Origin of the sequence: Aureimonas sp. AU12, from assembly GCF_001463705.1 — a bacterium.
Lineage (GTDB): Bacteria > Pseudomonadota > Alphaproteobacteria > Rhizobiales > Rhizobiaceae > Aureimonas.
Window position 1 is genome coordinate 1 of the sequence record NZ_BBWH01000026.1, and the last position, 13,128, is coordinate 13,128.

At 68.8% G+C, this 13,128-nt stretch carries 16 protein-coding genes; 11 read left to right on the forward strand and 5 right to left on the reverse strand.

The annotated features are described in order from the left end of the window. The 8 genes from AUL33_RS10260 to deoA all read left to right on the forward strand — a co-directional run. Window positions 1-863: ATP-binding cassette domain-containing protein (locus AUL33_RS10260; RefSeq protein ID WP_156419360.1), on the forward strand; the 863-nt coding region annotated here is incomplete at its 5' end. After that, window positions 860-1,312: a VOC family protein gene (locus tag AUL33_RS10265; protein ID WP_062207260.1), complete on the forward strand. Its 453-nt coding sequence runs from the start codon at window positions 860-862 to the stop codon at window positions 1,310-1,312. The genes AUL33_RS10260 and AUL33_RS10265, both read left to right, overlap by 4 nt. Next, entirely contained in the window at window positions 1,309-2,445 is a 1,137-nt protein-coding gene (locus AUL33_RS10270) for an ABC transporter permease (protein WP_062207262.1), read from the forward strand. The genes AUL33_RS10265 and AUL33_RS10270 overlap by 4 nt, the downstream gene beginning before the upstream one ends. Continuing rightward, window positions 2,445-3,413, forward strand: a complete 969-nt coding sequence (locus tag AUL33_RS10275; protein ID WP_062207264.1) for an ABC transporter permease — start codon at window positions 2,445-2,447, stop codon at window positions 3,411-3,413. The genes AUL33_RS10270 and AUL33_RS10275 overlap by 1 nt, the downstream gene beginning before the upstream one ends. Before the next feature lie 47 nt (window positions 3,414-3,460). Then, a complete protein-coding gene (locus AUL33_RS10280) occupies window positions 3,461-3,856 on the forward strand; it encodes a cytidine deaminase (protein WP_062207266.1) in 396 nt (131 codons plus the stop codon). Continuing rightward, window positions 3,853-4,650 carry a purine-nucleoside phosphorylase gene (locus AUL33_RS10285; RefSeq protein WP_062207268.1) on the forward strand — a complete coding sequence of 266 codons (798 nt, stop codon included), beginning with the start codon at window positions 3,853-3,855 and terminating at the stop codon, window positions 4,648-4,650. The genes AUL33_RS10280 and AUL33_RS10285 overlap by 4 nt, the downstream gene beginning before the upstream one ends. A gap of 1 nt (window position 4,651) precedes the next feature. Further along, complete coding sequence (gene deoC, locus AUL33_RS10290) at window positions 4,652-5,407, forward strand: deoxyribose-phosphate aldolase (protein WP_062207270.1); 756 nt, start codon at window positions 4,652-4,654, stop codon at window positions 5,405-5,407. After that, window positions 5,407-6,717 (forward strand): thymidine phosphorylase, encoded by a 1,311-nt coding sequence (gene deoA / locus AUL33_RS10295; RefSeq protein WP_062207272.1) that lies wholly within the window; start codon window positions 5,407-5,409, stop codon window positions 6,715-6,717. The genes deoC and deoA overlap by 1 nt, the downstream gene beginning before the upstream one ends. Before the next feature lies 1 nt (window position 6,718). Here the strand turns inward: deoA and AUL33_RS10300 are convergent, their stop codons facing one another. From AUL33_RS10300 to AUL33_RS10320, 5 genes are all read right to left on the reverse strand, one after another. Beyond that, complete coding sequence (locus AUL33_RS10300; RefSeq protein WP_062207275.1) at window positions 6,719-7,243, reverse strand: TIGR02281 family clan AA aspartic protease; 525 nt, start codon at window positions 7,241-7,243, stop codon at window positions 6,719-6,721. A gap of 247 nt (window positions 7,244-7,490) precedes the next feature. Beyond that, complete coding sequence (gene upp, locus AUL33_RS10305; RefSeq protein WP_062207277.1) at window positions 7,491-8,120, reverse strand: uracil phosphoribosyltransferase; 630 nt, start codon at window positions 8,118-8,120, stop codon at window positions 7,491-7,493. A gap of 54 nt (window positions 8,121-8,174) precedes the next feature. Further along, window positions 8,175-9,221 carry an adenosine deaminase gene (gene add / locus AUL33_RS10310; protein ID WP_244492112.1) on the reverse strand — a complete coding sequence of 349 codons (1,047 nt, stop codon included), beginning with the start codon at window positions 9,219-9,221 and terminating at the stop codon, window positions 8,175-8,177. Continuing rightward, window positions 9,218-10,411: a phosphopentomutase gene (locus tag AUL33_RS10315; RefSeq protein ID WP_062207279.1), complete on the reverse strand. Its 1,194-nt coding sequence runs from the start codon at window positions 10,409-10,411 to the stop codon at window positions 9,218-9,220. Before AUL33_RS10315 ends, add begins: the two co-directional genes overlap by 4 nt. Window positions 10,412-10,650: 239 nt before the next feature. Continuing rightward, window positions 10,651-11,097, reverse strand: a complete 447-nt coding sequence (locus tag AUL33_RS10320) for a pilus assembly protein N-terminal domain-containing protein (protein ID WP_062207280.1) — start codon at window positions 11,095-11,097, stop codon at window positions 10,651-10,653. Window positions 11,098-11,343: 246 nt separating this feature from the next. Here AUL33_RS10320 and AUL33_RS10325 point away from each other — a divergent pair, with 246 nt between their 5' ends. The 3 genes from AUL33_RS10325 (at window position 11,344) to cpaB (ending at window position 13,127) form a co-directional block, all read left to right on the forward strand. Next, window positions 11,344-11,526, forward strand: coding sequence for a Flp family type IVb pilin (locus tag AUL33_RS10325; protein ID WP_062207282.1), 183 nt, complete (start codon window positions 11,344-11,346; stop codon window positions 11,524-11,526). A 129-nt stretch (window positions 11,527-11,655) separates the two neighbouring features. Next, a complete protein-coding gene (locus tag AUL33_RS10330; RefSeq protein ID WP_062207284.1) occupies window positions 11,656-12,177 on the forward strand; it encodes a prepilin peptidase in 522 nt (173 codons plus the stop codon). A 122-nt stretch (window positions 12,178-12,299) separates the two neighbouring features. After that, window positions 12,300-13,127: a Flp pilus assembly protein CpaB gene (gene cpaB, locus AUL33_RS10335; protein WP_062207286.1), complete on the forward strand. Its 828-nt coding sequence runs from the start codon at window positions 12,300-12,302 to the stop codon at window positions 13,125-13,127. Window position 13,128: the final 1 nt, after the last annotated feature.

Sequence of the window (13,128 nt, forward strand, 5' to 3'; positions counted from 1 at the left end):
GGACGGCGGAGACCAATGCCGGCGAACTCGCCGAGCTGATGGTCGGGCGCCGCGTGCTCCTGCGGGTCGAGAAGGGCGAGGCGGCCCCCGCCGGCCCGGCGCTCGAAGTCGCCGGCCTGACGGTGCGCGACGCCCGCGGCGTCGTCATGGTCGACGACGTGTCCTTCTCGGTGCGGGCCGGCGAGATCGTCGGCATCGCCGGGGTCGCCGGCAACGGGCAGTCCGAACTCCTCGAGGCGCTGGCCGGCATCCGCCGGGCCGAGCGGGGCACGATCCGCCTGAAAGGCGAGGCGCTCGATCCGACCGGCGATCTCGATCCTGCCGCGATGCGGGGGCGGGGGCTCGCCCATGTGCCGGAGGACCGGCACCATATGGGCCTCGTGCTGCAGTTCCAGGAATGCGAGAACGCCATTCTCGGCTATCACCGCGATCCCGCCTACGCCGCCGGGCCGTTCCTCGATATCGCCGCCATGCGCGAGGACGCCAAGGCCAAGATCGCCGCCTACGACATCCGGCCGCCTTCCTGCGATCTGAAGACCGCCAACTTCTCGGGCGGCAACCAGCAGAAGATCGTGCTGGCGCGCGAGATGGAGCGCGACCCCGCCGTGCTCCTCATCGGCCAGCCAACCCGCGGCGTCGATGTCGGCGCCATCGAGTTCATCCACCGCCGCATCATCGAGATGCGCGACGCCGGCAAGGCGATTCTGCTCGTCTCCGTCGAGCTCGACGAGATCCGCGCGCTCTCCGACCGCATCCTCGTCATGTTCGCCGGCCGCATGGTGGGTGAACGGCTCGCCGATGCCGACGAGGGCGATCTCGGCCTGCTCATGGCCGGCGCGGGTCTCAAGGACGCCGCGCAATGATCGACGCTCGCATCACGCTGGTCACGCTCGGCGTCGTCGATCTCGAGCGATCGGCCCGCTTCTACGAGGCGATCGGCTGGCGCCGCACGGCGGCCGGCAACGAAAAGGTCGTCTTCCTGCAAGGGGAGGGGATCGTGCTTTCGCTCTTCGGGCAGGCGGATCTCGCCGCGGATGCCGGGCTCGATGCGGCCGAACCGCTGCCGCGCTTTCGCGGCATCACGCTGGCGATCAACTTGGCCAGCGAGGCCGAGACCGACCGTCTGTTCGCGCTCGCGGTGACGGCCGGGGCCGAGCCTGTGAAGCCGCCGCAGGCGGTCTTCTGGGGCGGCTATTCCGGCTACTTCGCCGATCCCGACGGCCATTTCTGGGAACTCGCCCACAATCCGTTCTTCGCGCTCGACGCGGCGGGCCGCCTCGACCTCCTGACCCCGAACGAGGAGCCGGCATGAGCCGCCCCTATGCGAAACTGCCCGGCTGGGTGGATCACGGCGTCATTCCGCTCGTCAACGTGGTGGTGGCCTTTCTGGTCGCCGGGCTCGTCGTGCTGGCGGTCGGCGAGAGCCCGGTCGAGGCCGCGCGGCTGATGATCCGAGGTGCCTTCGGCTATGGCGAGGGCGTCGGCTTCACGCTCTACTACATGACGAACTTCGTCTTCACGGGCCTTGCCGTCGCCGTCGCCTTCCATGGCGGGCTCTTCAACATCGGCGGCGAAGGGCAGGCCTATGTGGGCGGCCTCGGCGTCGCGCTGGTGGCGCTCAATCTCGGCACCATCCTGCCCTGGTGGGCGAACCTGCCGCTGGCGATGCTGGCCTCCTTCGTCTTCGGCGCGGCCTGGGCCTTCCTGCCGGGCGTGCTTCAGGCCAAGCGCGGCAGTCATGTCGTGATCACCACGATCATGTTCAATTTCATCGCCGCCGCTCTCATGGTCTACCTCCTCGTCGGGCCGCTGCGCCCGCTCGGCACGATGCAGCCCGAGACCCGCCAGTTCGCCGAAGGCGGGCAACTGCCCAAGCTGGGGTCGATGTTCGAGCGCTTCGGCTGGGACCTCGGCGGCGCACCGCTCAACGTCACTTTCTTCGTCTGCCTGCTCGCCGCGCTCGCCGTCTGGGTGCTGATCTGGCGCACGCGCCTCGGCTACGAGATCCGCACGCTCGGCTTCAGCCCCCAGGCCGCGCGCTATGCCGGCATGCGCGAGACCCGGCTCATCGTCACCATCATGGTCATCTCCGGCGGCCTTGCGGGCATGATGGCGCTGAACTCGGTGATGGGCGACCAGTACCGCCTGCAGCTCAACTTCCCCGCCGGCGCCGGCTTCGTCGGCATCGCCGTGGCGCTGATGGGGCGCGGCCACCCGCTCGGCATCCTGCCGGCGGCGCTGCTCTTCGGCGTTCTCTACCAGGGCGGCGCGGAACTGGCCTTCGACATGCCGTCGATCTCGCGCGACATGATCGTCATCATCCAGGGTCTCGTCATCCTCTTCGCCGGCGCCCTCGAGAACATGCTGCGCCCCGGCATCGGCCGCGCCTACGGATTGATGGCGCTGCGCCTGACCAAGCCCGTGCCGGCCGAGGAGGCGCGCTGATGGATTCGCTCGGGCTCCTCAACCTTCTCGATTCGACGATCCGCCTCTCGACGCCGCTGATCTTCGCGGCGCTCGCCGGGCTCTATTCCGAGCGCGCCGGGGTCTTCGACATCGGGCTGGAGGGCAAGATGCTCGCCGCCGCCTTCGCCTCGGCGGCGACTGCCGGCGTCACCGGCTCGGCCTTTGCCGGGCTGGGCGCAGGCATCGCGGTCGCCATCCTCTTCGCGCTCGTTCATGGGCTGGCGTCGATCACCTATCGCGGCAACCAGATCGTCTCCGGCGTCGCGCTCAACTTCGTCGCCTCCGGCCTCACCATCATTCTCGGCTCGGCCTGGTTCGGCATGGGCGGCGGCACGCCGACGCTTGGCCCCTCCGGCCGCTTCCTCGACATCGACCTGCCGGGCGCCGAGGCCCTGCGCGACGTGCCGGTGCTCGGCTTCGTCTATTCCGGCCTCGTGTCCGGCCAGAACCTCCTCGTCTACATCGCCTTCCTCGCCGTGCCGCTGACATGGTGGGTGCTGTCTCGCACGCGCTTCGGCCTGCGCCTTCGCGCTGTCGGCGAGAACCCGGCGGCGGTGGACACGGCCGGCATCTCGGTGGCGTGGCTGCGCTATCGAGCCGTGTTGATCTGCGGCGTGCTGACCGGGCTGGCCGGGACCTACCTCGCCATCGCGCAATCGGCCGGCTTTGCCCGCGAGATGACGGCGGGGCGCGGCTACATCGCGCTGGCCGCGCTGATCTTCGCCAACTGGAAGCCGGTGCCGACGATGCTCGCCTGCCTCCTGTTCGGCTTCCTCGACGCCGCCTCGATCCGGCTGCAGACCACCGAACTGCCGGGCATCGGCCAGATTCCCCCGCAATTCGTGCAGGCGCTGCCCTACATCCTGACGGTGATCCTGCTCGCCGGCTTCGTCGGCAAGTCCACCCCGCCCAAAGCCGGCGGCGTACCCTACGTCAAGGAGCGCTGAGGGCTCGCCCTCGCGCCCGACCCACGAGAGCCGGAAAGGCCCCGCTCATGTCCGAAGACCTCTTTTCCAAAGCCCGCTCCGCGATGAAAAAGTGCCACGCGCCCTATTCGAACTTCCCGGTCGGCGCGGCGCTGCGCACCGAGGACGGGCGCATCTACGCCGGCTGCAACATCGAGGTCGTCAGCTTTCCCGAGGGCTGGTGCGCCGAGACCACGGCCATCGCCCACATGGTGATGGACGGCGGCGGGGTGATCGCCGAGATCGCGGTGGTGGCCGAGCGCCTGCGTGGCTGTTCGCCCTGCGGCGGCTGCCGCCAGCGCATCGCAGAGTTCGCGCGGCCCGACACCCGCGTCTTCCTCTGCGACGCCACCGAGGGCGTGATCGAGACGATCCTGATGGACGATCTGCTGCCGAAGGCCTTCCCGACGGATTCGCTCTCGTGAGCCGCAGCGCGAGCGTTCTCCTCGAGCGGCTGGGCGCCCGCCGGCCGCGTATCGCCCTCGTGCTGGGCTCGGGCCTCGGCGCGATGGTCGAGACGGTCGAAGACCCCTTGCGCCTTCCCTATGCCGAGATCCCCGGATTTCCCGTCTCGGCCGTGTCCGGCCATGCCGGCGAGATCGTCGCGGGTCGGCTCGCCGGCATTGATGTGCTGATCCTCTCGGGCCGCATCCACTATTACGAAAGCGGCGATGCCTCAGCGATGCGCCCGGCGCTGGAGGCGCTGAAGGCGGTCGGCATCGAGACGCTGGTGCTGACGAATGCTGCAGGCTCAGTCAACGCCGCCATCGCGCCCGGTGAGGTCATGCTGATCGACGATCACATCAACTTCTCCGGCCGCAACCCGCTGATCTCAGAGCCAAGCGACGCCCGCTTCACCGGCATGACCACGGCCTACGACGCGGCCCTTCGCGAGACGATGGTCGCCAGCGCGGCAGAGATCGGCGAGGTGCTGCATCGCGGCGTCTACATGTGGTTCTCCGGACCCTCCTTCGAGACGCCGGCCGAGATCCGCATGGCGCGCGTTCTCGGCGCCGATGCGGTGGGCATGTCCACCGTGCCCGAAACGATCCTCGCCCGCTTTCTCGGCCTTCGCGTCGTCGCCGCGTCCGTTGTCACGAACTACGGGGCGGGCATGACCGGGGATGAACTGTCCCATGCCGAGACGAAGGACGTCGCCCCGCGCGGCGGCGCCAAGCTCGCCCGCATCCTCGCCGCCGCCCTGCCGGAGTTCGCCTGACATGATCGACCTTCAGCACGAAGCGCGACAGCTGATCGCCGCGCTCGACCTCACCAACCTCAACGACGACTGCACGCCAGCCGATATCGACGCGCTCATCGCCCGCGCCGCGACGCCGGAAGGCGCGGTCGCCGCGATCTGCATCTGGCCGCGCTTCGTGGCGCAGGCGCGCGCCGGTCTGCCGGCGAGCATCCGGCTCGCCACCGTCGTCAACTTCCCGGCCGGCGGCGAGGATGTGGACGCGAGCGTCGCCGAGACGGCCCAAGCGGTGGCGGACGGCGCCGACGAGATCGACCTCGTGATCGCCTGGCGCCGCGTCGCCGCCGATCCCGGCTTCATCGAGCGGCAGGTGCGAGCCGTCAAGGCGGCGGCGGGCTCGGCCACGCTGAAGACGATCCTCGAGACCGGCGAACTCGCCGATCCCGACCTCATCCTCTCGGCCTGCGAGGCGGCGCTCGGTGGTGGCACCGACTTCCTGAAGACCTCCACCGGCAAGACCGCCGTCAGCGCCACGCCGGAGGCCGGGCGCATCCTGCTCCAGGCCATACGGGCCCATGGCGGCACCGTCGGCTTCAAGCCGTCCGGCGGCATCAAGTCCTTCGAGGACGCCAAGCTCTATCGCGACATGGCGACGGAGATCTGCGGCGAGGCCTATCCGACGCCTGAACGCTTTCGCCTCGGGGCGTCCGGCGTGCTGACCGATCTCCTGTCGGTCGCGCGCGGCGAGGGGCGCGACGGGGCGAAGGCCGGCTACTGATGCGCCTGCCGCAGGAGATCATCCGCGACAAGCGCGACGGCCGCACGATCGGCGGCGCCGACATCGCCGATCTCGTCGCCGGCATCACCTCCGGCGCGGTGGTGGACGCGCAGATCGCCGCCTTCGCCATGGCCGTCTTCCTGCGCGGCATGGATGGATCTGAGACCGTGGCGCTCACAGTGGCGATGCGCGATTCCGGCGATGTCCTCGACTGGCGATGGCTCGACCGGCCGGTGATCGACAAGCATTCCACCGGCGGCGTCGGAGACAATGTCTCGCTCATGCTGGCGCCGATCCTGGCCGCATGCGGCGCGGCCGTGCCGATGATCTCGGGGCGCGGCCTCGGCCACACCGGGGGTACGCTCGATAAGCTGGAGGCCATTCCCGGCTATACGGTCGTGCCCGATCCCGTTGTCTTCCGGCGGGTGGTGGACGAGATCGGCTGCGCCATCGTCGGCCAAAGCGCCCGGCTGGCGCCGGCGGACGGGCGCATCTATGCGGTGCGCGACACGACCGCCACCGTGGAATCGATACCGCTGATCGTCGCCTCCATTCTCTCGAAGAAGCTGGCCGCCGGGGTCCAGGGTCTCGTTCTCGACGTGAAGACGGGCTCGGGCGCCTTCATGGCCGACATCGACGACGCACGGGCTCTGGCCCGCGCCCTCGTCGAGGTCGCCGGCGGGTCGGGCCTGCGCGCGGCGGCGCTCGTCACCGGCATGGACGAGCCGCTGGCGAGCGATGCCGGCAATGCCGTCGAGATCCGCAACGCCGTCCGCTTTCTCACCGGCGAGCGCCGCGATCCCCGCCTGCTCGCGGTGACCTTGAGTCTTGCGGCCGAGATGCTCGTGCTCGCGGGTCTCGCCGTCAGCGCGGCTGAGGGCGAGCGGATGGCGCTCGCCGCGCTCATTGAGGGCCACGCCGCCGAGCGCTTCGCCCGCATGGTCGCCGCGCTTGGCGGCCCCAACGATTTCGTCGAGTGGATGGACCGGCATCTCGCGCGAGCCCCCGTGGTCCGCCCGGTTCCCGCCGATCGGGACGGATGCGTCGCATCGATCGCGACGCGCGTCGTGGGGCTTGCCGTGGTGACGCTCGGCGGCGGGCGCACCCGGCCGGGCGATCCCGTGGACCCGGCGGTCGGCATCACTGGCATCCTGCCGCTCGGCACGGACGTCACAACGGGAGAACCGCTCGCCTTCGTCCACGCCCGCGACGAGGCGGCAGCCGAGCGCGCCGTCGCCGCGCTGCGCGGTGCGATCACCGTCGGCGATGTCGCCTCGCCCTCGCATGGCGTGATCGAGCGCTTCGCCTGACCTACTGGACGAGCGTCAGCCGGCCGTTCTCGACGCCGTAGCGCTTCAGTTTCTTCAGGAAGCTCATGCCGAGCAGCGTGGTGCCGAGGCCATTGCCCTTGGCCACCATCGCCTCGACGTCGCGCACCTCGACACCGCCGATCGACAGCCGGTCGATCGTCGCCATTGCCACCGGCATCGGCCCGTTGGCGGTCTCGGCGGTGTAGCGGAAGTCGGCCGGCGACAGGCGCACGCCGAGGCGTCGGGCCGTGGTGTCGCTGACGGCGACGTAGGTCGCGCCGGTATCCACCAGCACCGGCTCGGGGCGGCCGTTGAAGCGCGCTTGCGCGCGGAAATGGCCGTCGGCATCGGCGTCGAGCCGCAGCGAGCGCCCGCTCGGCGGCGCGGCGACCTCGACGGCTTTGGGCGCGGGATCGAGCTGCTCGCTCTCGCCGGTCACGAGATCGGCCCGGTAGCGCTCGTAGAGCGAGGGGAAGCCAAGCATCAGCAGGGCGCCGAAGGTGAGGATGTTGAGGATCTTCGACATGGCGCGGCGAGCCTCTGGCGGGCCGCAACGGCCGCGCGTCTCTCAAAGCCTGTCCCGTCGAAGCGGTTCGGCTTCGCCATCGGACAATGCGGACAAAACAAGGACCTGTCGCCTGCCCGGCGAAGAGATCGCCGCTGGACGGACGTCAGCTCATCAACTGTCGCCTGCCAGTCGTTTCCGCATCCTCAACGCGTGGGCGCTGCACGCCGCGCATGGTGAACGAGCGATGAAGTTCGCTCGCGCCCGCCTACTTCGTGCCGTACATCCGGTCGCCGGCATCGCCGAGGCCGGGCATGATGTACCCCTTCTCGTTCAAACCGCGATCGATCGAGGCGGTGAAGATGGGAATGTCGGGATGGGCGTCGCGGAACCGCTGGATGCCCTCGGGCGCAGCCAGCAGGCAGAGGAAGCGGATGTTCCTCGCACCGCGCTCCTTCAGCTTCTCCATTGCCGCAGTCGCGGAATTGGCGGTCGCCAGCATCGGGTCGACGACGATCACCAGCCGGTTGCCGAGATCCTCGGGAGCCTTGAAGTAGTATTCCACCGGCTGCAGCGTCTCGTGGTCGCGATACATGCCGATATGGGCGACGCGCGCGGCCGGCACGAGGTCGAGCATGCCTTCGAGAAGGCCGTTGCCGGCGCGCAGGATCGAGGCGAAGACCATCTTCTTGCCTTCGAGGATGGGCGCGTCCATCGCTTCCATCGGCGTTTCGATCGGCATCGTCGTCAGGTCGAGATCGCGCGTCACCTCGTAGCAGAGGAGAGTGGAGATCTCGCGCAACAGCCGGCGGAAGCTGGCGGTCGAGGTCTCCTTGCGCCGCATCAGCGTCAGCTTGTGCTGGACGAGCGGATGATCGATGACGGTGACGCCGTCCATGCGGGGGACCTCCAGGAAGGGTTGCTCAAGCGCTTCGAGCCTCAAGGCCAAGCTCTAGTCGCTGGCGCCGGGCGCGCCAAGCGAAATGGCGAGGACCGCGAGCCGTTCCAGCAGGCGTTGGCGCGTCGCCTCGTCGACGAAGGCGGCCTCGATCGCGGTGCGGGTCAGCGCCAGTCGTTGCGCCTCGGTGAAGCCGTGCCGTTCAGTGAACGCGTACTCTTCAGTCAGGCTGGTGCCGAAGAACGGCGGGTCGTCGGAGGAGACGGTCAGGCGCAGCCCTGCGTCCCGCAGGCGCTTGAGCGGATGGTCGCTCGGGGCGGCATAGAGGCCGAGCGCGACGTTGGACGTGGGGCAGAGTTCGAGGGTGATGCGCTCGGCCTGCAAGCGCGCCATCAGGCTCGCGTCCTCGATCGCCCGCACGCCGTGGCCGAGGCGCGTGACCTTCAACGCGTCCAGGGTCTCGGCGATGGCGGCGGGCCCGGCAAACTCGCCGGCATGCGCGGTGAGCCCAAGGCCGGCTTCGCCGGCAATGGCAAAGGCGCGAGCGAAATCGGCGGGGCGGCCGACACGTTCGTCGCCGGCGAGGCCGAAGCCGGCGATGTCCGGGTGAGGGGAGCGGACGGCAAAGCGCGCTGCCGCTTCCACCGCATCCGGCCCGAGATGACGGATGCCGACCACCACCAGCCGCGAGACGATGCCGGTTTCGGCCTCGGCCTCCGCCGCGCCGGACGCCAGCGCCCGCACATAGGCGGTGGGATCGAGCCCGGCGCTCGCAGCATGATCGGGCGAGACGAAGAGTTCGGCGTAGAGCGCGCCCGCCCGGCCGATGTCGCTCAGATACGATGCGGCGAGGCGACGGTAGTCGTCCTCCGATCGGAAGAGGGTCGCGACCCGGTCGTAGGCCCGCAGGAAACTGCCGAAGTCGCTCCAGCGATAGCGCTCGCCGTCGAGGAGATCGTCGATCTCGACGCCGTAGCGCCGCGCCTGGCTGCGGGCGAGCGCAGGCGACGCCGTACCCTCGACATGGCAGTGCAGTTCGGCGAGCGGGAAGGGCGGCCGGGTGGCCTCGGCGAGGGTTCGCAGGCGCTCGGTGAGCGTCACAGGAAACTCGCGCCGTGCCGGCCGGGATCGAGGCCGAGATGGGCGGCGACGCTCTCGCCGATGTCGGCGAAGGTCGAGCGCCGGCCGATGTCGCGGGGTGCGATGCCCGGCCCGAAGCCGAGGATGGGCACGCATTCGCGGGTGTGGTCGCTGCCCGGCCAGGTCGGATCGCAGCCGTGGTCTGCGGTGAGGATCACGAGATCATCGGGGCCAAGCGCCGCTTCGAGTTCGGGCAGGCGGCGATCGAAGGCCTCGAGCGCCGCGGCATAGCCGGGCACGTCGCGGCGATGGCCGAAGAGCATGTCGAAATCGACGAAATTGGCGAAGACGAGATCGCCGTCGCGGGCGTCGGGGAGGGCGGAGATCATCGCGTCGAACAGCGCCATGTTGCCGTCGCCCTTGCGCACCTCGCAGATGCCCTGGTGGGCGAAGATGTCGCCGATCTTGCCGATGGCGATGACGCGTCGGCCGGCGGCTACGGCGCGGTCGAGCAGCGTCGCTTCCGGCGGCGGCACCGAATAGTCGCGCCGGTTCGCGGTGCGGCGGAAGTTCGCCGCGTCATCGCCCGTGAAGGGCCGCGCGATGACGCGGCCGATATTCAGCGGGTCGACATGCCGGCGCGCAGCCTCGCAGAGGTCGTGGAGGCGATCGAGCCCGAAATGGGTCTCGTGCGCGGCGATCTGCAGGACGCTGTCGGAGGAGGTGTAGAGGATCGGCCGGCCCGTTGCGATGCTCTCCTGCCCAAGCGCGGCGATGATCTCGGTGCCCGACGCATGGCAGTCGCCGAGGATGCCGGGTAGGCCGGTATCGTCGAGAATGGCGGCGACGAGTTCCGCGGGGAGGGCGGGCACCGTGCGCGGGAAATAGCCCCAGTCGAACAGTACCGGCACCCCGGCGATCTCCCAATGGCCCGACGGCGTGTCCTTGCCGCGCGAGACCTCCGCCGCCGAGCCATGGAGGCCGGCTGGTGTCGGCCCCCCGTCGAGGCCGGCGGACGCGAGGAGGCCCAGACGTTCGAGGTTCGGCAGATGGAGCGGCCCGGCGCGCAAGGCTGCGCTGTCGCCGCGCCCGGCCGCGCAGGCCGCTCGGATATGGCCGAACGTATCGGCACCGCGATCACCGAATGCTTCGGCATCGGGCGCATGTCCGATGCCGAAGGAATCGAGGACGATGAGAATGGCGCGGGGCAAGCGGACTTCCTTCTGACGACGCCGCGAGAGTTTCGCACGTCTTCTCGCTCGCCTCAAAGCGGTGCTGGGGATTGCGCGCGGTCCGGTCGTTGATGGTCAGGAAAACCGACGAGACAGGCGTGCCCATACGGCCAAAGCTGCAGCGTGCTCGTGCCTCCCGGCGCGGGACCGGTCAAAGGCCGTTGTCGCGATCGCTGAAAACGGTGATCCTGGTCACAGTCGCCGCCGCTCGATCCGCCTCAGTTGTCGGTCTTGATCATGCCTTCGCGGGCGGCAAACTGGCCGGCGGCTTGCGCGAACGCTCCGACTTCGTCGCCGATGACGACCTTCGGCTCGCATTGGGGCGCGCAGGCGTAGGTGGTCCGCGCCGCCTGTCGGTAGATCCGAACGGAGTGATCCTCGAAGCTCGTGACGATGACGCTGTCATCGAAGACGACATTGCCGCCGGCCCCGATGACGACGACGTTCGTCACCCCGTAGGAGCGCCCGGTCAGGACGAGCGTTTCGGCATCATGGACGGTCACGTCGACGATCGAGGGATTGCCGATGATGATGGTCTCGGCCGCCTGGGGGATCTTGAGGATGCGGGCATGATCCACCGCGACCTCCAGCGTGTCGCTTGTGCCGGCTGCGGCCGGTGTAGCGGCGGCGATGAGAAGCAGGGAGAGGAGAAGGGATACGCGCATGGACACCTTGAAACTCCGCCGCTTCCCATATCGGATGGCTCGGCAACAAGGTTTACGCCCGCTGAATTAAAAGATGTTTAAATCAGCGTTTACCGGTTTGTTAAGCTTAAGTTATCGCCGGCGTGCGGTAGTGAAAGCTTAACGATGATTTTTAAGCCGTCGGCAATTCGGCCGCGATACTCCTTTGGCATCCGAACGACGGAAGACTTGGGTCGTCGGCAGAGTTACCACTCAGGAGATCACCCCATGTTCAAGCTTCTCGCTCGCTTCAAGAAGAACTCCAAGGGCGCGACCGCCATCGAATACGGCCTGATCGCCGCGCTCGTCGGCACCGCGATCATCGCCGGCGCCTCGACGCTGGGCACCAAGCTCGGCACCACGTTCTCGACGATCGGCACGACGGTCGGCACCGCAACGAAGACCCAGTAAGCTCTTCTTCCGGAAGACTGGCCTCGGTCTAGCCTGTGGTTGTCGTCATGGCGGGTCCTGTGCTCGTCTGGCGGCAACCGCTGGCGTTTTGGGAACCACCATCGTCTTACCAAAGGACCGGCGTCTGACATGATCCCTTCGCTGTCACCGCTGCTGCTGCTCGCGTTTCCTCTCGCGATGTTCGCTGCCATGGCCACGGATCTCACCAGCATGACCATCCCGAACCGGCTCGTGCTCGGGCTGGGCGGGATCTTCGTTCTTTATGCGCTGTCGGCGGACTGGCAGTGGGATGCTGTCGCGTTTCATCTCGCGGCCGGTCTGGGCGCGCTGGCGGTCGGCATCGGATGTTTCGCCGCCGGCTGGATGGGGGGCGGGGACGCCAAGCTGATCGCGGCGGTCGCCCTGTGGTTCGGCCTGTCGCCGGATCTGGCAGAGTTCGCACTGCTCTCGTCCGTCTTCGGCGGCGTCCTCACGCTGGTCGTTCTGCTCGCCCGCACGCTGCTGCGCCCGACGACCGGCCATGGGTCGATCGATCGCCTTCTGGATCGTGCCAACGGCGTGCCCTACGGCGTGGCCTTGGGCATTGCGGGTCTCGCGACATTCGCCCAGTCGGGCCTGTCGCTTCCCCTTCGAACGATGTTCGACATCTGATGATTGCCAGAGTCTGACGAATTCCAACCATCGTCAGCATTCCGTTAACCATGCCTTGAGGGTTTGCGGGGGATAAAGCCCCGTCGGGTCCATGGCGGACCTCCTCTGGCAGGGGTTTGGGAATGCGGATCGCGCGGGTGGCAATCTTCGGCGTCGCGGCGGTGGCCGCGGTCGGCGCCAGCCTTCTGGCGCTGAACCTGGCGGCTCCGCCGCCGCCCGAACCCATCATCATCACCGCCCAGCCGGCCGAACCGCCGATCAGGCTCGTCGATGTCCTTGTCGCGTCGACGGACATCGCGATGGGCGCTCGCGTCGATGACGGACTCGACTGGATGAAGTGGCCGGAAGACGGCGCATCGGCGACGCTGCTGCGCCGTGATGCCCGCCCCGATGCGATCAACGAGCTCAAGGGCTCGATCGCCCGCCAGAGCTTCTTCGCCGGCGAACCGATCCGCGAAGCCAAGCTGATCAAGTCCGACCACGGCTTCATGTCCGCGATCCTGCCGACCGGCAAGCGCGCCATCGCCGTGCAGATCGCCGCCGACACCTCGGCCGGCGGTTTCGTCCTGCCCAACGATCATGTCGACGTCATCATGTCCCGCGAGCGGCCGGCCGTCGGCAACTCGCAGCCAGCCGGCTTCGTCACCGAGACCGTCCTCAAGAACCTGCGGGTCCTCGCGATCGATCAGGCCATCGAGGAGAAGGACGGGGAGCGCGTCGTGGTCGGCTCGACCGCGACGCTCGAGGTCGACCCCGCGCAGGCCGAGGCGCTGACGGCCGCCCAGCGCATGACCGACAAGCTGGTCCTGTCGCTGCGCTCGCTGTCGGACTCGGTGCCGGGTTCGCCGGGCTACGCAGCCTTCCTGCTGGAGCAGGCCAACGCGCCGACGGATACCAAGATCCGGCTCGTTCGCTACGGCAAGTCCACCGACATCACCACGAGGAACTGAC